General features: G+C 46.6%; 22 protein-coding genes, 1 rRNA gene and 1 other annotated feature. Of the genes, 1 reads left to right on the top strand and 22 read right to left on the bottom strand.

The genetic code is table 11. The features are described from left to right. The 17 genes from B5F87_RS13485 to trpE form a co-directional block, all read right to left on the bottom strand. Positions 1-95, bottom strand: a 16S ribosomal RNA gene (locus B5F87_RS13485); the annotation flags it as partial. 793 nt (positions 96-888) lie between these two features. Then, a complete protein-coding gene (locus tag B5F87_RS13480) occupies positions 889-1659 on the bottom strand; it encodes a FadR/GntR family transcriptional regulator (RefSeq protein ID WP_087281885.1) in 771 nt (256 codons plus the stop codon). A gap of 206 nt (positions 1660-1865) precedes the next feature. After that, positions 1866-3152, bottom strand: a complete 1287-nt coding sequence (gene larA / locus B5F87_RS13475) for a nickel-dependent lactate racemase (protein WP_087281883.1) — start codon at positions 3150-3152, stop codon at positions 1866-1868. A gap of 13 nt (positions 3153-3165) precedes the next feature. Then, positions 3166-4308 carry an acyl-CoA dehydrogenase gene (locus B5F87_RS13470; protein ID WP_087281881.1) on the bottom strand — a complete coding sequence of 381 codons (1143 nt, stop codon included), beginning with the start codon at positions 4306-4308 and terminating at the stop codon, positions 3166-3168. 136 nt (positions 4309-4444) lie between these two features. Then, positions 4445-5452, bottom strand: a complete 1008-nt coding sequence (locus B5F87_RS13465) for an electron transfer flavoprotein subunit alpha/FixB family protein (RefSeq protein ID WP_087281879.1) — start codon at positions 5450-5452, stop codon at positions 4445-4447. 13 nt (positions 5453-5465) lie between these two features. Then, positions 5466-6269 carry an electron transfer flavoprotein subunit beta/FixA family protein gene (locus B5F87_RS13460; protein WP_087281877.1) on the bottom strand — a complete coding sequence of 268 codons (804 nt, stop codon included), beginning with the start codon at positions 6267-6269 and terminating at the stop codon, positions 5466-5468. Between the two features lie 18 nt (positions 6270-6287). Continuing rightward, on the bottom strand, positions 6288-7700 hold the full coding sequence (locus B5F87_RS13455) for an FAD-binding oxidoreductase (RefSeq protein ID WP_087281875.1): 1413 nt from the start codon (positions 7698-7700) through the stop codon (positions 6288-6290). 58 nt (positions 7701-7758) lie between these two features. Next, positions 7759-9303 (bottom strand): lactate permease LctP family transporter, encoded by a 1545-nt coding sequence (locus tag B5F87_RS13450; protein ID WP_087281873.1) that lies wholly within the window; start codon positions 9301-9303, stop codon positions 7759-7761. 475 nt (positions 9304-9778) lie between these two features. After that, the gene (locus B5F87_RS13445; protein ID WP_087281871.1) at positions 9779-10645 is read right to left on the bottom strand and encodes an EamA family transporter; all 867 of its coding nucleotides are present in this window, start codon (positions 10643-10645) and stop codon (positions 9779-9781) included. A gap of 26 nt (positions 10646-10671) precedes the next feature. After that, complete coding sequence (locus tag B5F87_RS13440) at positions 10672-12015, bottom strand: InlB B-repeat-containing protein (RefSeq protein WP_087281869.1); 1344 nt, start codon at positions 12013-12015, stop codon at positions 10672-10674. Between the two features lie 136 nt (positions 12016-12151). Further along, on the bottom strand, positions 12152-12631 hold the full coding sequence (ybaK, locus tag B5F87_RS13435) for a Cys-tRNA(Pro) deacylase (RefSeq protein WP_343215770.1): 480 nt from the start codon (positions 12629-12631) through the stop codon (positions 12152-12154). A 9-nt stretch (positions 12632-12640) separates the two neighbouring features. Then, positions 12641-13468: a tryptophan synthase subunit alpha gene (gene trpA, locus B5F87_RS13430; RefSeq protein ID WP_087281865.1), complete on the bottom strand. Its 828-nt coding sequence runs from the start codon at positions 13466-13468 to the stop codon at positions 12641-12643. A gap of 1 nt (position 13469) precedes the next feature. Next, positions 13470-14651: a tryptophan synthase subunit beta gene (gene trpB, locus B5F87_RS13425; RefSeq protein ID WP_087281863.1), complete on the bottom strand. Its 1182-nt coding sequence runs from the start codon at positions 14649-14651 to the stop codon at positions 13470-13472. After that, a complete protein-coding gene (locus tag B5F87_RS13420) occupies positions 14641-15357 on the bottom strand; it encodes a phosphoribosylanthranilate isomerase (RefSeq protein WP_087281861.1) in 717 nt (238 codons plus the stop codon). Before B5F87_RS13420 ends, trpB begins: the two co-directional genes overlap by 11 nt. Positions 15358-15359: 2 nt before the next feature. Beyond that, positions 15360-16154 carry an indole-3-glycerol phosphate synthase TrpC gene (gene trpC, locus B5F87_RS13415; RefSeq protein WP_087281860.1) on the bottom strand — a complete coding sequence of 265 codons (795 nt, stop codon included), beginning with the start codon at positions 16152-16154 and terminating at the stop codon, positions 15360-15362. Then, positions 16151-16735 (bottom strand): aminodeoxychorismate/anthranilate synthase component II, encoded by a 585-nt coding sequence (locus B5F87_RS13410; RefSeq protein ID WP_087281858.1) that lies wholly within the window; start codon positions 16733-16735, stop codon positions 16151-16153. The genes trpC and B5F87_RS13410 overlap by 4 nt, the downstream gene beginning before the upstream one ends. Then, positions 16732-18147 (bottom strand): anthranilate synthase component I, encoded by a 1416-nt coding sequence (trpE, locus tag B5F87_RS13405; protein WP_087281856.1) that lies wholly within the window; start codon positions 18145-18147, stop codon positions 16732-16734. The genes B5F87_RS13410 and trpE overlap by 4 nt, the downstream gene beginning before the upstream one ends. Before the next feature lie 88 nt (positions 18148-18235). After that, positions 18236-18551: a binding site (T-box leader), on the bottom strand. Between the two features lie 385 nt (positions 18552-18936). Between trpE and spoIIID the strand changes: the two genes are divergently transcribed. After that, positions 18937-19191 carry a sporulation transcriptional regulator SpoIIID gene (spoIIID, locus tag B5F87_RS13400; RefSeq protein ID WP_087281854.1) on the top strand — a complete coding sequence of 85 codons (255 nt, stop codon included), beginning with the start codon at positions 18937-18939 and terminating at the stop codon, positions 19189-19191. Positions 19192-19301: 110 nt separating this feature from the next. On the opposite strand, the gene B5F87_RS13395 is transcribed toward spoIIID, so the two are convergent. From B5F87_RS13395 to B5F87_RS13375, 5 genes are all read right to left on the bottom strand, one after another. Then, positions 19302-20255, bottom strand: coding sequence for a type I phosphomannose isomerase catalytic subunit (locus tag B5F87_RS13395; RefSeq protein ID WP_087281852.1), 954 nt, complete (start codon positions 20253-20255; stop codon positions 19302-19304). Between the two features lie 59 nt (positions 20256-20314). Then, positions 20315-20692, bottom strand: a complete 378-nt coding sequence (locus tag B5F87_RS13390; RefSeq protein ID WP_087281850.1) for a DUF956 family protein — start codon at positions 20690-20692, stop codon at positions 20315-20317. Between the two features lie 92 nt (positions 20693-20784). Beyond that, positions 20785-21696: a PTS system mannose/fructose/sorbose family transporter subunit IID gene (locus tag B5F87_RS13385; protein ID WP_087281848.1), complete on the bottom strand. Its 912-nt coding sequence runs from the start codon at positions 21694-21696 to the stop codon at positions 20785-20787. An 18-nt stretch (positions 21697-21714) separates the two neighbouring features. Then, positions 21715-22515 carry a PTS mannose/fructose/sorbose transporter subunit IIC gene (locus tag B5F87_RS13380; protein ID WP_087281846.1) on the bottom strand — a complete coding sequence of 267 codons (801 nt, stop codon included), beginning with the start codon at positions 22513-22515 and terminating at the stop codon, positions 21715-21717. A 34-nt stretch (positions 22516-22549) separates the two neighbouring features. Next, positions 22550-23542 carry a mannose/fructose/sorbose PTS transporter subunit IIA gene (locus B5F87_RS13375; RefSeq protein WP_087281844.1) on the bottom strand — a complete coding sequence of 331 codons (993 nt, stop codon included), beginning with the start codon at positions 23540-23542 and terminating at the stop codon, positions 22550-22552. Between the last annotated feature and the right edge of the window lie 3 nt (positions 23543-23545).

Below are 23545 nucleotides of genomic sequence, written 5' to 3'. Positions count from 1 at the left end.
TCATCCGAAGAATCTCAAAAGGTGCTTCGTTCGACTTGCATGTGTTAGGCACGCCGCCAGCGTTCATCCTGAGCCAGGATCAAACTCTCAAATAAAATGCTTTCCTGTTCAGCCATGCGGCAGATGCGCGAAAATGTCCTGCGCAAGCTCGCTTGCAAGCAGGCCTTTTCGACAGATGCCATATGGCGCTCAGCCACATCGAGATGAAGGATGCTCCGCATCCGAAATCGAGATGCATGCTGAACAGGCATAATGTCTGTATCCAGTCTCAAGAACCACTGGTCCTTAAACTGCTCATTACTGTTGTTTAGGATTCGAACTTCGTTCTCTTCCATGGATCCCTCTCGCCGACATCACTCGCTTCAGGATCCGAATACTCAATTAAATTGAACGTTCGAGGTTGTTTTGTTATTCAGTTATCAACTTGCTGTTTGCTTTACCAAAAAAGCTTCTGTATTTTATCACATTGTTTTGAACTTGTCAAGAACTTTTTTCATTTCTTTTTTCAAGTTTTTCTCAAAACTTTGTTTTTTATAAGCTCTTTTCGCGAGCAACTGTTGTATTATATCACACTTTTGAAGTTTGTCAAGAACTTTTTTGAAATATTTTTACGAAATTCTTTCATTTCTCTTTCAAAATTGGTTTCTTCGTGTGCAACGAAAAGTATGATATCACAATGTTCTATGTGCGTCAAGCATTTTTTTGATATTTTTTGCAACGCAATATTTAGTATGAATTTTCTTCCATTTTAAGAATTTCATACTATTTTTTCATTTCTCAGAAAAAGGCAGGAAAAAGATTGATGATGTTTTGTCAATCTTTTATCCCTTTGCTTCATCATTCTTATATAGAAACACGCTTTTTTATCTCCACTGAAATAAAACTGTTCTATATTTCCTGATTTTTTTCCGAAGTTTTTTTCTGAAATTCCTTCTCCATAATTTCAAGCTGTTCTCCTACTATATCAAAGTGCTTCTGCATGGCAGAGCTGCCGCCCACAAAGTCTTTGTCCACCAAAGCATCATAAATATTCCAATGAGAACGCTGCAGAGCTTCTGCGCGCCCTTTTTCTTCCATTATCTTTACACGAAAATCTACGATGAACCGGTTCATGAAGTTTCTGAGCATAGAATAATAGAGGATAATCAGCCGGTTATGCGAAGCAGCTATCAAGCGATTATGGAACTCTGCGTCCAGCTTTGCGCTCTCTTCCGGATCAATGATCTCATCCATTTTCAGAAGGACCTGATGTATTCCTTCTATTTCTTCCGGACTTGCCTGATTCATTGCCAGCTTCAGCGCCACCGTTTCATAACCCATTCGAATATGATACACTTCCGTATAATTAATATTCTGAAGAGACATAACCATATTTATAAAAGTCGTCATATATTCCTGCGGTTCACACCGTACATAATTGCCGCTGCCCTGCCTGCACTCCAGCAGACCGTTGATTTCCAGCATGTGCATGACTTCCCGAATGGAATTACGACTCACGTTAAGCTGCTCCGCAATTTCTCTCTCCGGGGGAATCTTATCATTTAATTTCAGCTCTCCTGACAGAATCTGTTCTGAAAAATGATCAAACACATACTGGTATGCCTTTTTATCCTCTTTTTTATAACTTATATAGCTTTTGTACTCTTCAAAATAATCCATGTTGACCTCCTGCAATCCTTTTCACGGTGCTCTTCGCAAGTTCTTCCATTTTAAAAGATTCCCCTGGATTTTTCAAGCAAAAAAAGGCAAGAATACTGTTGTGTAAAAAAGCAGACCGCCGTTCAACATAAAAAGACAGGCCTGCTGCTCATCTGCAGGCCCATCCTTAAAATGTGAAAAATGAATTCCACATTAAGCAAACATATTTATTCCGGTTTTTTTACCATGACGGAAACTCCATCCGGTATAACAGCGATATGGGCGTCTCTTCCCTTTTCCTGAAGCGCCATTTTCAACGCTTCATTTACATCCGCCGCCACCTGGAATCCCATTTCCTGCGCCATTTTCCGATACTGCTCGCACATCACATAGATTACTTTATGCTGCATGAGAATCCGGCACTGAATCTGGTATTCCCACTGATCCGGTTTTGTCTCATCCTGCGGCACTTTAAGAATTTCTTCCATTAAGTCCGCCGGGCTGGAACAATTTTTCAAAGCCTCATAAAATCCTTCTCCCCCATGACCGTCGCCGCAATTGGATACCATAATGATAATTCCATCGTCCTTCGCCGCTGCCTCTGCAGCCGTCATTCCTTTTACAGACTGGTACATATTCTGATCCAGCGGATATCCTCCGTTGGTCGCAATGGCAATATCCGCCGCACGTTTAGGCGTCACCTGGCAGTAGTTCTCCAGAAAACGGCATCCTGCTTCGTGTGCTTCAATGGCGTCGCCCGCCACGGCATGCACCACTTTTTTATCAGCGTCAATGACTGCATTTACTATATATCTTTGATTTGCCATCCGGCTTGCCGCAATCATGTCTTTATGTATTGGATTGTTTTCAAGAATCCCCGTCCGGCTGTACGGAGAATCAATAAATGCAGAGCAATGGTTACCGAGTACCGTCACTTTACTGGATACGCCTGGCAGAACGCTTTTTCTTCCGCCGGAAAAACCGGCGAAGAAATGCGTTTCTATGAACCCCTCACTGACCAGCAGATCTGCCTCTGCCGCTACTTTATTGATCAGCAGCGGAGCTCCGGACGGCAAAACGCCAATATTTACCATAGCATTCATATCCTGACTGTCATGAATGACAATATTCTCTTTCTCCACGATATCTTCTCCGAACTTGCCAATAAGCTCTTCTTTTGTGGTAGCCCGATGAAAACCGGTGGCGATCAGGAGAGTAATCTTTGCTTCCGGATTTCCTTCTCTGATCTCTTTGAGCATAAACGGAATAATGTGTTTTGTCGGCACCGGCCTTGTGTGGTCGGAACAGATAATCACCACATTTTCTTTGCCCGCGGCAAGCTCGGAAAGTTTCGGGGAACCGATAGGATTCGCCATCGCTTCAAGCACGATCTCGTCCTCTGTTCTATCATTTTTGGACATGGATTCGATGGAGGAGGTCAAAATCTCATAATCCAGTCCATCATCCAAATGCAGCATCATGCCCGTTGTAGAAAAAGGCAGTTTTATATCCATGCTATACCAACTCCTATTTTACTCCCATCCATCCGGAAATTACCATCATCTGAACTTCTGAAGTTCCTTCGTAAATTTCCGTAATCTTGGCGTCACGCATCATTCTCTCAATCGGATAATCTTTTGTGTATCCATAGCCGCCATAAAGCTGCAGGCAGCGTGTTGTAACGTCCATGGCATTTCTGGAAGCCACAAGCTTAGCCATGGCTGCTTTATGTGAAAACGGTTCATGATCGTCTTTTGCACATGCAGCCTGATAAACAAGAAGTTTTGCCGCTTCTGTGCTGGCGCGCATTTCCGCCATCTCAAACTGTGTATTCTGGAATTGAGAAATTCTGCGTCCAAACTGTTTTCTTTCAGTGATATATTTTGTTGTTTCTTCCAGAGCGCCTTCTGCAATACCAAGAGCCTGGGCAGCGATACCGATCCGTCCGCCGTCAAGAGTCATCATGGCATATTTGAATCCTTTGCCAGGTTCTCCTACGAGATTTTCTTTCGGTACGATACAATCCTCGAATACCAGCTCACATGTAGAGGATGCACGGATTCCCAGTTTATCTTCATGTTTACCGATAGTGAATCCCGGATAACCTTTTTCCACTATAAAAGCAGAGATTCCCTTTGTTCCCTGAGATTTGTCTGTCATGGCAAGCACAAAGAATACATCAGCCGCACCTGCGTTGGTGATAAAGATTTTTGAACCATTTAACACCCAGTGATCTCCGGCGTCCACAGCGACTGTCTGCTGACCGGAAGCATCCGTTCCTGCATTCGGCTCAGTCAGTGCAAATGCGCCAATCCACTCACCGGAACAAAGTTTCGGCAAATATTTCTGTTTTTGCTCTTCAGTACCGAACTGATAAATAGGTGTACAACATAACGAAGTATGGGCGGATAAAATTACGCCGGTGGATGCACAGTATTTACTGATTTCCTCTACCGTCTGGATATATGCAAGCGTATCCATTCCGGATCCGCCGTATTCTTCCGGGAAAGGAATTCCCATAAGTCCCATTTCCGCCATCATTTTTACATTTTTCATCGGAAATTCTTCTGTACGGTCAATTTCTGCAGCCAAAGGTTTTACCTCATTTACCGCAAATTCATGGACCATTTCCAATATATCTTTGTGCTCTTCATCCTGTCTGAAATTCATTTTCATTCCTCCTGGTTCAATTTTGTCTGAATTATAACCATATCCTTTTTGAATCTGACTCGTAATTATTTTTATCGTACTAGAAATTATCCGCCAGATTTATGTTTTCCCGCAGAAGCGGGTAGTTACCTGCCAGTTATGCTTTTTGCGCCTGAAATGCTGCGGTCAGCGCAGGAACAACTTCATTTAAGTTTCCAACGATTCCGTAATCTGCCACATCAAAAATAGGTGCATCCGGATCTTTATTGACAGCCACAATAGTATCTGCCCCGGAAATACCTGCCACATGCTGGATGGCTCCGGAAATACCAATAGCAAAATACAACTTCGGCGCAACATTTTTACCCGACTGCCCCACCTGATGTGCATGAGGCATCCAGCCTGCGTCAACAACCGCACGGCTGCAGCCGACTGTAGCTCCCAGAACGTCTGCCAGTTCTTTTAAGATAGCAAAGTTTTCTGCGGAACCTACGCCGCGTCCTCCGGAGACGATGATTTCTGCTTCCTCCAGATTAATGGATTCTGCCACTTCCTTCACTCTTTTTGCCAGAGAAGTACGGATTTCTTCCGGAGCAACCGCAATATCTTCTTTTACAATCTCACCAGTTCTATTCTCATCGTACGCGCCCTTCTTAAACACACCCGGACGAACGGTACCCATTTGCGGGCGATTGTCCGGACACATGATCGTTGCCATGAGGTTACCGCCGAAAGTCGGACGAGTCCATGCCACATTGCCGGTTTCCTCATCAATGTCAATACCTGTACAATCTGCGGTCAGACCTGTTTTTAAACGACAGGAAACTCTTGGACCCAGATCACGTCCGTTATTGGTAGCTCCAATCATCAGTGTTTCCGGTTTATATTTTTCCACCAGGGCCGTAAGCGCTTTTGCAAAAGCGTCCGTGGTATACATTTCATATTCTTCCCTGTCCACGATGATCGCAGAATCCGCGCCATAGCAAATGGCGTCTTTTGCCACATTTTCTATATTATTACCGATGACAACGGCGACAAGTTCACAGCCTTTTGTCTCCGCCAGCGGTTTTGCTACATTTAACAGTTCGTAACCGACATTTTTCGGTTTGCCACATTCTGTCTCAATAAAAACCCATATATTCTTATAATCCGTGAGATTACTCATTTTTCAGTCCTCCTTACAAAATCTTTGCATCGTAAATCAGTTTCACAACCTGCTCTGCCGCATCTGCCGCTTCCAGATCCTGCAGCTTCACGCCGTTTTTCTCCTTTACAGGCGTATAGGTCTTTTTCACTTTCGTAGGAGAACCGTTTAATCCGCAGCGGGAAAGGTCGATGGCCGGGATATCGTCTTCTGTCAGCACCGGTATCTCCTTTTTCTTTGCCGCCATCTTACTTTTGATCGTCGGATATCTAGGCTCGTACGGCAGTTTCACAACCGTCACAACCGCCGGAAGCTTAGTGGAAATCATGTCGTAACCTTCGTCATATTCTCGTTTCACCTGAATCTCGCCATCTTCTTCCACAATATCGAGGGCGTAAGTGATCTGAGGAAGATCCAGATGCTCTGCAATCTCCGGTCCCACCTGGGCAGTATCTCCATCTACAGCCTGCTTACCGCAGAGGATCAGATCAAATTTCAGTCCTTCCTTCTCTTCCACCACTTTGATGGCTTCCGATAAAATGTAACTTGTTGCCAGTGTGTCGGAACCACCGAATTTTCTGCTGGAAATCAGATATCCGGCGTCAGCTCCCACAGCCAGACAGCTCTTGATAGCTTCTTTTGCCTGTTCCGGTCCCATAGAAATAACAACAACTTTTCCGCCCAGTTTCTCTTTCAGACGCACGCCCACTTCCTGTGCGTAGGTGTCAAAAGAATTGACCACGCTCGGAACTCCTTTACGAACCAAAGTATGTGTAACCGGATCTACCTTGATTTCATTGGTATCAGGTACTTGTTTGATACAAACACAAATATTCATTCTATTTCCTCCTATTTCTTACAGACGATAGCACACCTTGCCCGGATTAAGAATCATCTTCGGGTCAAAGACACGTTTGATACCTTCCATGAGCGCCATATTAGTCTCGCCTACGGATTCCACCAGATATTTCACCTTGCCGGAACCAATACCGTGCTCTCCGGATACCAGGCCGCCGCAATTGGTTGCTTCTTTATAAATAATGTCAAAGAATTTATCCACTCTCTTTTTGAACTCTTCTTCTTCCAGATCATTGGAGCACTGATAAATGTGCAGATTACCGTCGCCGGCATGTCCGAAAGATTTAATCTCCAGTCCGCATTCTTCTCCTGTTTTATTCACAAACGCAAGATATTCCGCAATCTTATTGACAGGAACCACAACATCACATTCATCAAGAAGTTTTGTCTCTTCCATGATAGCTTCCAGGAAAGAGGATCGTGCCGCCCATGCGTCTTTGATCTTTCCAGGAGTATCTGCAACAAGTACATCCATGGCTCCCGCTTCCAGAACCAGCTCCGCCGCTTCTTCAATCAGCGCATCCACCTCATCTTCACTCTTGCCGTCCAGTGTTACAAGAAGATATGCCCCAATCTGTGTTCCCTCCAGCTCCTGCGGAAATACAGATTTCCCAATGTAACGTTCAGAGGACAAAACAATTTCTCTTTCCATGAACTCAATCGCCTGCGGATCCATGTGCGCCATCTTAAACTTCGGCACGGTGGAAAGAGCCGTATCAAGGTCCTCAAATGGAATAATAAGGGAAGCCACCACCTTAGGCGCCGGGATAATTTTCAGCGTAAGTTCAGTGATGATACCAAGCGTTCCTTCAGAACCGATCATCAGATTCAGCAGAGAATATCCGGAAGATGTTTTGGATACCGTAGCACCGAGATGAGTGATCTCACCGGTAGGAAGAACTACGGTCATGGCACGGACATAATCTCTGGTAGCTCCATATTTGACCGCGCGCATACCGCCGGCGTTGGTTGCCACGTTACCGCCTACGCAGGCAAATTTTTCGCCCGGATCCGGCGGGTATAACATTCCTCTGGACTGACAGTCTTCCGCCAGATCATTTAACAGGACGCCTGCTTCGATCTCAACTACGAAATTTTCCATATCATAAGAAATGATTTTATTCATTTTGGAAATGTCAATGAGAACTCCTCCGTAAAGAGGAACCGCGCCGCCGGCGAGACCTGTACCGGCTCCTCTCGGCGTTACAGGAATATTATTGTCATAGCAGATTTTCATGACAGCCGCTACTTCCTCTGTGGAACGTGGCTGCACTGCCATATCCGGCATATGTGTACCGTAAATCGGCATCTCATCCTTGGCGTAATCCGGATTAATGTCTTCACCAAGAAAAACATTCTGGCAAACGCCTTTAATCTGTTCGATAATTTCCGGTGTCAGTTGATTATACATATTTCTACCTCCCTAAGTTTATTTTCAGAAGCTGCAGACAGCTTCCTCACATTCATTACTACAGTCCGATCACTGTTCCGGCAAAACAGATGATGCCTGCCAGCACAACGTAGATCACAAAATATTTAAAAACAGATCGTAATATTTTACTTTCGGAGCCAACGGCGTTAATTGCTCCTGCTCCGATGGCGATTCCCTGCGGGCAAATCATTTTTCCAATTCCGGCTCCCATCACATTAGCCGCTGCCATCCAGGACGGATTCAGTCCCAGCGAGAGAGCTGTCTGACTCTGCAGACCGCCGAACAGTACGCATGTGGACGTGCCCGATCCGGTAACAAATGCTCCGAGCGCTCCGATAAGCGGTGAAATCAATGGATAGAACGGGCCGGTCGCCACCACCAGCATATTGGCGATATCGGAAATCATTCCGCTGTATCCCATTACTTTAGCTGTCGCCATAACGCTGCAGATAGTGAGAATCGTTTTCCAATATTTCTTTAAAGTTTCTCCCAAAACCCGAAGCATGGTCCCCGCCGACGCCTTCTGAATGAATCCTCCGATAATTGCCGCAATAAAAATCATAACCCCCGGCGTATTAATCCAGCTGAAAGTCAGGGTGCTGCCTCCCTCGCCGGCATAAACCACTACCGAAGTAGCAATGCCTGCAATAAGATTATGTATTGGCGGACAGAGAGTTGATGTAAATATCAGAAGGAAGAAAATAAGGATGAACGGACTCCATGCCTTCACACCTTCCGCCACGCTGAGTCCCGCGCTTCTATCGTCTTCTTCCAGCATAATCGCATACTCTTCTTCCGGATTTTTATTCAAAAATCTCGCCGCCGCAACCATACATACCAGCGAAATAATCGAGCCGATGATATTAGGCAGTTCACATCCAATAACCTGAGCCGCAATAAACCACGGTACGGTGAAAGACAGCGCTGCGATAAGCGTCATAGGAAATACTCCTTTCAACGCTTTTATGCCTTTTCCCATAATGCATACCATGAAAAACGGCGATAAGAACGTGAGAATGCATTGAATCAACGCCACGTCGCCCGAAAGCGGCAAAACATCAAGGCCAGTTACCGATGCGAGAGTTACTGTCGGCACTCCCACAGAACCAAACGCCGTCGGCGTTGAGTTCACCACCAGACACGCCAGTACCGCGCGCATCGGATCAAGCCCAATTCCCACCAGCATGGAAGCCGGTATGGCAACCGCCGTTCCAAAACCAGCCATTCCTTCCATGAAATTGCCAAAGCCCCATCCGATAATAAGTAAAAGAACCCGCTCATCCACAGAAACCCCCGCCAGCATTTTTTTGATAGCTTCCATAGCTCCGGTTTCCAGCGTCAGATTATAGGTGAATAAAGCTGCTACAATGACAAGACAGATTGGCCACAGTGCGTTCAGAACACCTTCCAGTCCCGCTGTAAGGGTATTGACCACACTCAGTTTCCAATAAAATACTGCGAGCACCGCCGTAAGTAACAGAGCAGCCACACACGCTTTATGACCTGCAATTTTTAGCACACTCAGCGCAATGACCAGCCACAAAATCGGCAGAACCGCGAAAACAAACCTCAAAAACAACAATTTAATCTCCTCCCTTAATGGGTCACCCAATCTTTATGATTCAATTATATCATTTATCCATTTTTATGCAATACCCTTTATTTTTTTCGGCATTTTTACAGATTTTTGGACATATTTTTTAGTATTAATTTATATATTGGGTTGTCCAATCACGAATTAACATGCGTTAACAGTTGCACACATCACGTCAAAAACCAATTATTTACCTTCCATCATTAAAAAAATAGCATTTTCTTTCAAACCCTTTCAGCACAGCAAATTCATATGTATTTTTTTGTCATTTTCCCTATTGACAAATCGTAACGATATAAAAATTGATTCGTCTGCAGAGATTCTCCAGGAATAAAAAATGCAGGGAAAACATAAGTTTTCCCTGCAGACAGGCATTCAGATACTATTTTCTCTTATTTATTTTTTCTCGCTGACTTGAACGATTCCACACGTACAGCATCTCTGCATTGGCAGCGCTGTATCATCATATTACAAGAAGAAGTGTTCCCGCCACGATCATGATGAGTCCCAGCAGTCCTTTTCGGCTCAGTTTTTCCCGGAAGACAATATAAGAAAATACGATGGTAACAACGATGCTCAGCTTATCCACCGGAACTACCACGCTGGCCGGTCCGGTCTGTAAAGCGCGGTAGTAGCACAGCCAGGAGCCTCCGGTGGCAAATCCGGACAGAATCAGGAATATCCAGCTGGTGCGGTCAATCTTTTTCACATCGGACATCTTTCCGGTGACAGCCACCACCAGCCACGCCATAATCAAAACCACGATGGTACGGATGGCGGTTCCGAGATTGGACTCCACGCCTTCAATCCCCACTTTTCCGAGAATAGAGGTAAGACTGGCAAAGAAAGCGCTCCCGAACGCATAGAGCAGCCAGACAAGACCTCCGGTTTTGTCAGTCTGCACATCGGCCTTCTTTTTCTCGATCATCAGCAGGGTACCCGCTCCGATCAAAACCATACAGACAACCTTTAGAGCCGAGATCTCCTCCCCCAGAAAGATAAAAGCCAGCAGCATAGTGAGCACCACGCTTGATTTATCCACCGGCGTCACTTTGTTGATATCACCGATCTGCAGCGCGTGGAAATAACACAGCCAGGACGCGCCTGTGGCAAGTCCGGACAGCACCAGAAAAACAAGAGTCCGTGGTGCAATCTCCGTGATTCCCGACTGGCTGCCCACCACAAAGACCATCAGCCAGGAAAATAGCAAAACAACCACCGTGCGGACGGCAGTCGCCACGTTGGAATCAATGTTTTTGATACCGCATTTTGCCAGTATCGCCGTGACACCGGCAAAAAATGCTGAGCCAAAAGCAAACAACAACCACATAAGTATTCATCCTTCTTTCCGTTTCTTTATTTATTCTCCGACGGCATCAATTGCCGAATCACAAGGCTGCTGCGCCCGGACACGCTGCGCAAAGCGCGCTCCGCCTGATTCCGGTCTGCCGCACGCACGTACAGAACAAGACCGCGAGGGGCGCCGCCAAAAGCATGTCTGTGGCATTTCTTCAGAACTGCGCCTTGGAGAACAATCTCCTTCATCCGTACATTTCCGGCAAAAGCCTCGGCGCCGATGGCACGCAACGCTTTTCCGAATACGACGGTCTTCAGCCTGCGGCAGCCTGCCAGTCCCCGGTCTTCCACATATGACAGCGAATCCGGCAGATACAGCTTCCGCATATGCCTGCATCCCTCCAGGGCACGGTCGCCGATTCCCTCCACTCGGTAATAATAGTCCCCCAGTTTTACCCGTTCCGGAAGGGTGAGACTCACGGCCTTCTCATCTGCATATCCGGTGCAGACGACCGTTCCGTTTTTCACAGACGGGTTCACGATCCGGTATGTCCCTCTGCCGCTGGACACTTCCTTTCCCACCGGATTGGAAAATGTCCATCCCGCATGGATATGACAGCTTCTTTCCACCTGCTGCGACGTCTCCGACCAGAAGAGGTCGTACCCTTTCTTTTTGATGTCCGGAAATGTGAGGGCGTCCCCGTAATGATGGGTCTCCTCCTGCAGGAGCTCTTCCCCGTCATAAAATGCAACGGTATACTCGTTATAGACGGATCTGAACACGGCATAAATGTCCACATTTTCTGTTATGCATTCCGGCTCCTCGCTCCATCTCTCAAACTCGTAGTGATACACCATATCCGTTTCTTTCGCCGGCGCTGCCGGCGGATGCATTTTTTCCCCGTACTGCACCTGCTCCTCTTTGAGCAGCGAACCGTCTTCGTGGAAAAAACGCACCGTAAACACCTTTCTCCTAGGTTCAAAAACCGCCTTGGCTCTGGTGTCCCCCTCGATGCAGTCAAGCGGACAGCTCCACCCGGCAAATGTATACTCGTATTCTTCATCCGACGGCTTCTCCGGCCGAGGCTCCGCCTTTGCCGGACTGCCATAGGCCACACTTTCCATACCCAGGAGTCTGTCGTTCTCATGAAAGTACATGACCAGATACTTCTTCGGCACTTCCTTATAAACCGCCTTCACCACCAGATTATCTGCCACCTGAGAAAAGTCCGTGGTCCAGCCGGCAAACACAGTCTCATGATGCTCCGTCTCGCCTTTCTTCGCCGGAACTTCCGGGGGACTCGCCGCCTCCCCTTCCGGCACAAAAGAAGTCTTCAGTACGTTGCCGTCCTCATCCTGAAATACGACGATATATTTCTTTTTGGAATTCTTTTTTACAGCCATGATTCGTCTCTTTTCTTCAATGAAATGTATTGTCCCTCACAGTATAATCCAAAAAAAAGCTTCCGGCAATAGAAGCCGAAAGCTTTTCCTGGATTATTATAATCTTCTCCATGTTTTATGCATATATGCTCCAGTTTTATTTACACACATCCGCATACTGTCCGTCTGTAAGCCGCAGCAGATCTTCTGGAGCGCAGGCAATTTGCGTACCGATCTTACCCCCGCTCACCATGATGACCGGCTGTTTTTCCGCCGTCTCATGGTACGTGGTTCGGTAAGCCTTTTTCATGCCCACCGGAGAACAGCCTCCCCGGATGTATCCAGTCACTTTATTGATATCTTTCACATGAATCATTTCCACGGATTTGGCTCCCACAGCCTTTGCTGCCTTTTTCAAATCCAGTTCTTCTGCCACTGGTATTACAAAGACAAAGTATTCTTTTTTGTTGCTGACGGTCACCAGCGTTTTAAATACCTGCTCCGGGTTCTGCCCGGTGAGTTCCGCCACGGTGACGCCATCCACTGCTTCCTTACCATGAGGATAAAATTTCGCTTCATAATCTATCTTTTCTTTTTCAAGAATACGCATAACGTTGGTTTTTGTCTCTTTCATGATTGTCGCTCCTTATCGTTTTATATTAGCATACCCTATTTCCGCTGCCTTCGCCAGTCCTTCTTTAAAATTCCGCACGTACTCTTTTGCCGTTTCCAGATTGTAGTCCGAGTCTTCCATCAGCTCAATAAAATGTGTTCCGACGATACAGCCGTCTATAGTATCCATGAAACCGTCCACATCGTCGGCGGTGCGGATGCCGAATCCCATCATGACGGGGATCTTGGAGGCGGCCTTTACATTTTCCAAGTAGGCGCGGACATTTTTGTGGAAGTCCGCGGCCTGGCCGGTGACGCCCATGGAGGAGACGCAGTACACGAAGCCCCGGGCGTTTTCGAGGATCATCGGGATGCGATCTGCGGAGACCGGAGCCACCAGTTGAATAAGAATCGGGGCATTTTCCACCCGGGCCAGGGCGTCAGACAATTCTTGCTGCTCTTCCTTTGGCAGGTCAGGAATGATCAGTCCGTCCACACCGACGGCGGCGCATTTTTCCACAAACGCCCCCACGCCGTAGTGAAGGATGGTATTGTAATACATCATGTAGACGATCGGCACCTGGCAGTCCCGGCGCACTTCTTCCACGGCATCGAATACCTTCTTCAAATTGGTGCCTTTGCAGATGGAGCGGTAGGAGGCGTCCTGGATGACCGGGCCGTCGGCGGTCGGATCGGAAAATGGAATTCCCAGCTCAATGACGTCGATGCCCGCCTCTGCCTCGGCACGGATTAACGCTTTTGTGCCTTCCATATCCGGGAGCCCGGCGGTCATGTATGTGATGAAGGCTTTCCCGCCAGTCTGCTGCAGTTCTCTCATTCGTTTCTCAATTCGATTTTCCATCTTATTTGTACCCCCTGTCTTTAAAATAATCTGCAATGGTGTGTACGTCTTTGTCACCGCGTCCGGAAAGGTTGACTATCATAATCTGTTCCGGCGCCATAGACGCTGCCTTTTTAAATGCGTAGGCCAGAGCGTGGGCGCTCTCGATGGCCGGGATGATTCCTTCTGCCATACACAGCTCCCGCAGCGCTTCCATGGCTTCATCATCAGTGATGGAGACATAATGCGCACGGCCGCTGTCATGGAGATAAGCGTGTTCCGGCCCTACGCCCGGATAATCCAGCCCCGCGGAGATAGAATGGGCAATCTGTACGTTGCCGTCCTCATCCTGAAGCAGATAGGAACGCATGCCGTGGAGGACCCCCGCCTGTCCCACGGAAAAGGCGCTGGCATGCTTTCCTGTCCCGATTCCGCAGCCAGCCGCTTCCACGCCGATCAATTCCACATCTTTTTCGTCGATAAACTCCGCGAACATGCCGATGGAGTTGGAACCGCCTCCCACGCAGGCGATGACGCAGTCCGGCAGCCGGCCTTCTTTCTCCAGAATCTGCCTTTTAGTTTCTTCGCTGATAACCCTTTGGAACTGCTTTACCATCTCCGGATACGGATGCGGGCCCACAGCGGAACCAATAATGTAGAAAGTATCCTCCGCATTTTTCGCCCAGGTGCGGATAGCCTCGTTGGTGGCGTCTTTCAGCGTTCGGCTGCCCGTCTTCACGCATTCCACCCGGGCGCCGAGCATTTCCATACGGAAAACATTGAGAGCCTGCCTTGCCATATCCTCTTCTCCCATGTACACTGTACATTCCATGCCGAAAAGAGCTGCGCCTGTGGCCGTTGCCACGCCGTGCTGTCCCGCGCCGGTCTCGGCAATGACCTTTTTCTTTCCCATTCGTTTTGCCAGAAGAATCTGTCCAATCACGTTGTTGATCTTATGAGCGCCAGTATGATTCAGATCTTCCCGTTTCAGATAAATTTTAGTCCCATATTTTTCCGACAATTTCTGTGCCAGATAAAGAGGCGTTTCCCGTCCCACATAATCTTTCAGGTAATATTCATATTCTTTGATAAATTCCGGATCTTTGATTGCCTCCCTGTATGCCTTTTCCAGCTCCTTTAAAGTATTCATCAAAGATTCCGCCACATATTGTCCGCCATATTCTCCATATTTTTTATTGTTCATAACTATGCACCATCCTTATTATTCTTTTCATTTTCTCCGGATCCTTGCCCCGGGTTTTTATTATCTTCTTCTCTTCTCCGGCACAGCGTCCGCCTTCGTCCGGATATCTGTCCTGGCCTCCATTTATGCCACCGGAATCCGGTTTTATATATTCCACCGCGGAGCTTACGTCAATACCGTCGGGATTTACCCGGATCATAGCCTCCTGCACATTTCCTTCATGGATACCGCCCGCCAGAAACAAAAGCCTGTCGTCTCTCTGTATCTGCTCCAGCAGCGACCAGTCAAAAGGGCTGCCGCTGCCGGGATCATGGGAATCAAAAATATAGCCCTCAATTTTATCAAGCTTCTGCATCCGGGTAAATTCATTCATATCGCTGACATTGAAAGCTCTCAATATAGGAATATGCACCGCGTCGTAGACTTCTTCAGCGAGGCTTCCGTGAATCTGAATATAATCAAATCCTGCCGTCTGAATTATCTCCACCTGTTCCACTGAGGGAGAGACCACCACCGCCACACTTTTTACCTTTTTGTCCAGAGATTCTTTCAGTTTTATCGCCCGGGCAATTTCCAGATTACGTTTGCTTTTAGGAAAGAAAAGAACAAATCCCGCCAGATCGGGAAGAAATGTGCTGGCGTACCTGACGTCCTGCTCCGTGGTCAGACCGCAGATTTTGATAAGTTTTCTTCGTGCTCTGCGCATCCCTATACCTCCTGGCCACAGTCATAAATTGATTTCCATTCGCCCGCCACTTCTTTCGGATGATCTGACAGCATAAATGCTCCTCCGATCAAAAGGGCGTCCACGCCGCACTGCCGGAGAAAACGGATATGCTCCCCGGTGGTCACTCCGCTTTCTGATACAAAAATTGTTTCTTCCGGCACCAAAGGCCGCAGCCGCCGGGTAGTCTCCAAATCAATTGTAAAATTTTTCAGATTCCGGTTATTGACGCCAATGATTTCGGGCTTTATTCTCAGCGCCCTTTTCATTTCCTCTTCATCATGAACTTCCAGAAGCACATCCATGTCAAGAGAATATGCCAGCTCATAAAATTCTTTCATCTGCTCATCGGTTAAAATAGCTGCGATTAGCAGGATGCAGTCGGCGCCGATAACCTTCGCCTCATAGATCTGATAGGCGTCAATGATAAAATCTTTCCGAATCATCGGCAGCGGCGTGATGCGTCGGATTTCTCTGAAATAATCCACATTTCCCAAAAAATGATCCTCTTCTGTCAGACAGGAGATTGCGTCCACGGAATTATTATAATCAGCGATCCGGTCAGCAAGTTTCATTGTCATAGTGATTTTCCCCATGCTTGGCGACGCCTTTTTAAATTCTCCGATGATGGACAGTCCGTCCCTGGCCAGAGCTTTGCGGAAGGAAATGCTTTTTCTGTCAGAAGCAAGAGCCATCCGCTTCATTTCTTTTTCCGGGACAGCCGCCTTATGTTCCACAAGCCGTCTTTTTTTATCTTTTACAATAGTGTCCAGTATCATAATGCTCCCCTTCCTTTGTCATAATTCAAAAAGTTTTCTATCATCTTTTTGCCATGTTCCGTGAACACCGACTCCGGGTGAAACTGGATGCCGACGACAGGATACCTCCTGTGCTCCATAGCCATGATTTCTCCGTCTTCAGTTCTGGCAAGTATTTCAAAATCGGGCGAAAGCGTTTTCTCATCCACCGCAAGAGAATGATATCTCGCCACCCGGACCGGATTGGGAATTCCCCGGAAGATTCCTCTGCCGGAATGTGTGATCAACGACTGTTTTCCATGCATCAGCGCTTTCGCATGAACAATTTCCGCACCAAAAGCGGCCCCTATACTCTGATGCCCGAGACAAATACCCAGAATAGGAATCTTATCATAAAACTTTCGCACCACATCTACGCAGATACCGGCGTCCTCAGGACTTTTTGGTCCAGGCGAAAAAACGATTTTTTCCGGAGACCGTTTTTTGATTTCATCCACAGTGATTTTATCATTGCGCACCACCTGAATATCTCTGTCGAATATTCCCATATACTGGTACAGATTATAGGTAAAGGAATCATAATTATCAATCAGCAATATCATAGATTTTCCTCCTTCACTAAAATTCGTGCAAGCGCCCGCACCTTATTGCAGCATTCCTGATATTCTTGTTCCGGATCGCTGTCGGCCACGATACCAGCTCCCGCCTGCATATATACCCGGTCGCCTTTTTTGATCATCGTCCGGATGGTGATGCAGAAATCCATATTACCGCCAAAATCCATGTAACCCACCGCTCCGCCGTACAGTCCTCTTCGCACACTTTCCAGCTCATCAATGATTTCCATGGCTCTCACCTTCGGCGCTCCGCTTAAAGTCCCCGCCGGCAGAAAGGCGCGAATCAGATCAACCGCCTGGTATTCCTGTTTTTTTCTTCCCTCCACGAAAGAAACAAGGTGCATCACATGAGAATATCGTTGTATATGCATAAAATCTTTCACTCTGACGCTTCCGAACTCTGCGATTCTTCCCATATCGTTTCTGGCCAGATCTACCAGCATAACATGCTCTGCCTTTTCTTTAGGATCATTGAACAAACTGGCTTCAAGGCATTTATCTTCTTTTTCGTCTCTTCCTCTCGGTCTGGTTCCCGCGATGGGGCAGGTGGTGACAACGCCGTCTTTGTGTCTGACAACCATTTCGGGCGAGCTTCCTATTATTTCAAAATCTCCAAAATTAAAATAATACAGATACGGGGATGGATTCATTTCCCGAAGTTTTTGGTAGAGAGTAAATCCATCCTGCCCGGTCTCAACAGTCCAGCGCTGTGACAGCACCGTCTGAAAAACGTGCCCTTCCCGTATATACTTTTTTATTTTCTCAACCTTTCCGCAGTACTCTTCCATCGTATCTGACCGATGAATAATCTTCCCGTCAGTCTCCTGTTCATCTGTCATTTTTACTTTTTCTGTTTTTGCCAGCGCCTTTCTTATCATTTCCTCCAGTCTGGAAACAACGCTCTTTTCTCCTTCCTCACTATTTTCTTCCAGAATCACGGCGGTCATGGTTTCCGCTACATGATCAATGGAAAGGAATTCAGTAACCAGCATAAGCTGAATAGTATCGATACCGATTTCGTCATCATTATGATCCGACAAATCTTCCTGATACCGGACAAAGTCATACCCAAGGGCTCCCACAAGTCCTCCGGAAAACGGAAGCGGCGCACCTTCGCAGGAAATCTCAAAACTGTCAAAATATTCTTTCAGCGCCTCGGCAGGGTTTCCCGGCACGACCAGCTTGCTGCCGTCTCTGCGGTACACGGTCAACTGGCTGTTCTCCGTCCGGATGACAGCCTCCGGTTCTCTTCCCAGAAAAACATACCGGTCATAATTTTTGTCATAGCTCTCCAGCAGAAAGCCCTTGTCATCCCCGACAAAATTGCTGTAAACGTCCACTGCCGTCTCCTCGATGAGGCTGACGGTCTTGGTGTAAACTTTGAAGATTCGTTTCATGGCTGCTCCTTTCCCTGATGGGGAGATGCTGGCGCTCAGCCGCTGGCCGGATTTTTTCCAACAAAAAAGTCCCTGACTTATCAAATAAGTCAGGGACGAAATATCCGCGGTGCCACCCTAATTAATCATATACAGATTTCCCTCTGATGTGCCGGTTCTCTGTCCACTTCAGATACTATGCGAGCCGGAACAACGGTCAGTCTGCAATATCATTCACTCTTATTCTGATACGGACCTTATAGTCGATATCATACCCCTGTAACGCGAGGACGCGGCATCAGCTACTGTTAATTCACCTTGCATCTCCCAAATCCATTCCCCTTCCTGTCCCATATCGGCTCTCACCCGCCCGACTCTCTGTTATGTTTCAAATGAAGGGTACTACTTTTGTTCAAAGACTTTTCCTTGTTTTATTCACTGGCTCTAGTATATCAGTAATTATTTGCACTGTCAACTGTTTCATTTTGTCAACTATGTCCACAATTTCTTAATATTATATTCATTTTTTGTCAAACTAGTGTATAGATTTTTTCAAAAAAAGTGTTATACTATAATCACAGTAGATGAAATCAAGTGCAACATTTCAACTACTTCTCAACGTTTCAATTACCTGACCACCGGTACTCCTCCTTTTTCCGGTTGGTTGACGTAAAAAGGCATCGCTTATTCAGCCATCTAAGCGATGCCTTTTTTCGTATATTCCATATCTCCTTTCTGACCCATATCTCTTTGTCATAGGACAACTCTTACAAGCATAGACTGTATCAAATTCATCGGAGTTCTTTTTATATGAAACAATATATGGAAAACAGGATTCTGTCTATCGCTCATTATACTATTGATCACTGCTCTACCGTCCGTTCCACTGCCAAAAAATTCGGCATATCAAAATCTACAGTACATAAAGATCTCACAGAACGTCTTCCTCAGATCGATCATCATCTGGCGGAGGAAGTCCGCGACATCCTGGAAGTCAATAAGTCCGAGCGGCATATACGGGGCGGTATGGCAACCCGTCAGAAATACCTGCAGATGCAGCGGTAAAAAAGCCTCCTGTACCAATCGGGATCCGGGCCGCATTTTATTAAATGCAGCCCGGATCCCGTACATTCTCAAACTGTCGCAGCAGCCCATACGTAAAACAATCGGCTGTATTATTTCTGATCTCTGATAGTCGTAACCAGTGCGTCGCACATTCCCTTTACAGTATAAGCTCCGCTGCCGGCCGGAAGAAAGATACTATCGCCTTTTTTATAATCCACAGTCTCTTCACCGCAGGTTATGGTTCCCTCGCCGTCCAGCACAAGGAAACTTAAAAATGAAGCGTCGGAAACATAGCCGCTCATGGTTTCCATGGTTCCTCCATTCAAATTCAGTTTATCCACGGTGAAATAATCGCAGTCAGCGATATGAGGATAGTGACTTGCATCTTTTACCACAGGCGCGCGTTTTGTCACATCCAGCGCCTTGTCCACATGAAGCTCTCTCCTCTTTCCGTCTTTTCCGATTCTGCCGTAATCGTAAACACGGTATGTGACATTAGAATTCTGCTGGATCTCCGCCACCAGAATTCCTTTACCGATGGCGTGGATTGTCCCCGCCTCAATAAAAAGCACGTCTCCTTTGTGCACCGGAACTTTATGGAGTACTTCTAAGAGAGTATCCTCCTCAATACGTTTTGCAAATTCTTCCCGACTGATTTCTTTCTCAAATCCATGATAAAGGAATGCTCCCTCATCGGCATCCATCACGTACCACATTTCCGTTTTGCCATATTGCCCTTCATGTTCCTGCGCATAACGGTTGTCCGGATGCACCTGAATAGACAGATTATCCTGTGCATCAATAAATTTTACAAGAATCGGAAAATCTTCAAATCGGGCGCAATTGGTTCCGAGAACTTCTCTTCCGTTTTCTTCAATATACTGTTGCAATGTTTTGCCCGCATTTTTTCCATTCGTAATATAAGACGGTCCGTCCGGATGACAGGATAATTCCCAGGTTTCCGCAAGAATATCTCCCTGAATCTCTTTTCCGTACTCGTCAGCCAGTCGCCGGCCTCCCCAGATATAGTCTTTCCCACTTGGTTTTAACTTTAAGATTCCCATCTCATGTTCTCCTAATGTTATAAAAATCCAGTATAGTATTATAATTTTTTGTCTCTGTCTTATTTATTCTTTCTGAAAACAGACCGAAACGATCGTTTTAACACATCAAAAAAGCTTAAGGAGCGCACCATACGTTCCGAAGGAACATATTTGCGGATGGCCCGAAGCATCTCCTTTGGATGAGCTGCGGCAAAAGAAAATGTACCGCTTCGTTTCGTCTGAATGGCAAACCGCGGAATATATTTTCCACGGAACATAACGGAAGCGATCACATAATCAATCTCCTCCCACGGAATCTGAATATAATCTTCCAGCTTCCGCTGGTTATAATATTCAAATCCTTTGTCGCCGATCATGATATTACCGTAATTGTTCATCCCGTGGTAAGAAGTACCTTTCATAACAAGATCTACTTTTGTATTTAATGACTGTGCCATGCACTTCTCCTTCCTGCTGTATATTTGCTCCATATGCTCATATATCCCGGATATAAAGCTATATCCGGGATATTGAATGTCATATCAGTTAATTACAGAAGTCCAACCAGATGTCCGAGGATACCAACGATGAACAGTGCGATGATGATGATGATTGGAGAAATACCTTTCTTCAATAACCACATACAAAGCAATGTAAGCAGCAAAGGTGCGAATCCCGGAATCAGGGAATTCAGGTTATCCTGTAAAGTTGTTACCTGTTCTGGTGACAGTGACAGACCTGCTGCGAACTGCTCTAACGCAGTACGGATACCTTCCGCACCTGCCGGCAGGCTCTCCCAGTCAATGTATGCGCCATCACTGAGCTGTACAGTGGAAACAACCGGTGTAAAGTTGATAGTTACCCAACGTTCTACCAGAGAACCAAGTACAAACATACCGAGGATAGATGCAATCTTTGTAACTTTCTGAAGCAGACCGCCGGAAAGGTCTTCGGAAATCTTGCTTCCTGCTTTGTAACCGAATTCCTGTGTGTACCACATAAATGCCCAACGAATTACGTTCCATAACACGAAGAACAGGATTGGTCCAAGGATGCTTCCGCCCATGGCAAGAGATGCGCCAAGAGCACCAAGCATAGGACGTACTGTGAACCAGAATACCGGATCACCAACACCGGCCAGAGGTCCCATCATACCGACCTTTACACCCTGGATAGCTGCATCATCAATCTTTGCACCGTTAGCTCTCTCTTCTTCCAGAGCTAAAGTAACACCAAGGATAGGAGATGCCACATATGGATGAGTATTAAAGAACTCCAGATGACGTTTTAAGGCTTCTTTCTGGTCTTCTTTGTTGGTGTACAGCTTTTTGATTGCAGGAATCATAGCGAAACACCAGCCACCATTCTGCATACGCTCATAGTTCCAGGAACCCTGAAGGAAAGTGGAGCGGAGTGCTACAGAAAATCGGTCTTTTTTCGATAATGTAATTTTATCTGCCATTTCTATACCTCCTTACAATCAATAGTCATTTAAAATATCATCAAGCGGATCGCCGACATTTCCACCGCCGCCGTTTCCATTTCCGCCGCTCTCAGATAATTTGATGTAGATGAATGCCAGTGACAGAGCAATAGCACCAAGGGCGATCAGTGTCAGATCGGAGATTGCTGCCAGACAGAAACCGATGGCAAAGAATGGCCATACTTCCTTGGTAGCCATCATGTTGATAACCATTGCGTAACCTACAGCAACTACCATACCACCGCCGATAGACATACCGTCTGTCAGCCATGCAGGCATGGACTCCAGGAATCCCTGTACAGTCTCAGCCGGGATAACCAGAAGTGCGGCAGCAGGAATGGCAATACGAAGTCCCTGCATGATTACAGCAACGATGTGCCATGCTTCAACACCCTTGAAATTACCCTTTTCAGCAGCTGCATCCATACGATGTACACATGCAACAGAAAGAGTACGAACGATCATTGTTAAGAACAGACCGGCTACAGCCAGCGGGATTGCCACTGCGATGGCTGTGCTGACACCTTCTGCACCCTGTCCGCCCAGAACAAGGATAATAGCGGATGCAACGGAAGCTAACGCTGCGTCCGGTGCGATGGCAGCACCAATGTTTGCCCATCCAAGAGCAATCATCTGGAGAGTACCGCCTAAGATAACGCCGGCTTCCAGATTACCTGTAACAAGACCAATTAATGTACAGGCTACCAGCGGCTGATGGAACTGGAATTCATCCATGACTCCTTCCATTCCGGCAAGAAAGGCAACTATTACAACTAAAACGATTGAAATAATTGACATATACTTTTCCTCCTATACTTTTCTTCTTCGAGCTCTAGCAACCAAGCTCTGCTTTTGCTTTTTCAATAATTGCGTCCATATTGTCTTTAGAATCGCTTGGAACCTTGCGGACATCGAAAGAGATACCGAGTTTTTTCAGTTCTTCGAAAGTTTCAACATCCTCTTTGCCCAGAGACAATACTTTGCTGACAGCTACTTTACCGACAGAGTGAGCCATGGAACCAATGTTCAGCTCTTTGATGTCCACGCCGCCTTTAATAGCTTCAAGAGCATCCTGCGGAGTTTCAAAAAGGAGCAGTGCTTTGGTATTTCCAAAACGAGGATCCTTGGCTACCTGAATCATTTTGCTGACAGGTACTACGTTCGCTTTTACTCCTGGAGGCGCCGCTTCTGTAATCATGCTCTTACGCAGATTATCATGAGCCACACCGTCAGAAACAACGATGATACGGTTCGGGCCGGTTGTCTTGGTCCAGGCTGTCGCCACCTGACCGTGAAGCAGACGGGAGTCAATACGCGCCAGCACATATTTGATCTTACCATCGCCTACTACAGTTCCCTCAGGCAGAGCGCCTCTCGGCTGTCCGTCGGAAACTGCCGCTGCCGCCGGTTTTTCTTCCTTCGGCTCCAGAGATTCCGGATAAATTCGAACGCCTTCTTTTGCGCTGCCGGAAATCTGAACGGCAAGTTCATGAGCGGTTTCCATCATCATACGTGAAGCGTATGCGTCAATCAGCATCGGAAGATTTAAGCCGGCAACAATCGCCCACTTATCTTCATGTCCGGCAATCAAGCCATTGGACTGATTGAATGGAGTACCACCCCATAAATCAACAAGGATCAATACCTGTTCCGGATCTTCAAAGGAGGCAACGGCTTCTTCCATTTTCCTTCTTACATCATCCGGACCTTCGCTTGGCTGCAGTGTCACAGCTGCCACATTCGGCTGCTCACCGAAAATCATGGACGCTGACTGCAGGATACCCGTAGCAAAATCACCATGGGTTGCAAGAATAATTCCTACCATTTG

Origin of the sequence: Eubacterium sp. An3 (assembly GCF_002159465.1) — a bacterium.
Taxonomy (GTDB): Bacteria; Bacillota; Clostridia; order Lachnospirales; family Lachnospiraceae; genus Anaerobutyricum; species Anaerobutyricum stercoris.
This window is presented reverse-complemented; position numbering and strand designations above follow the sequence as displayed.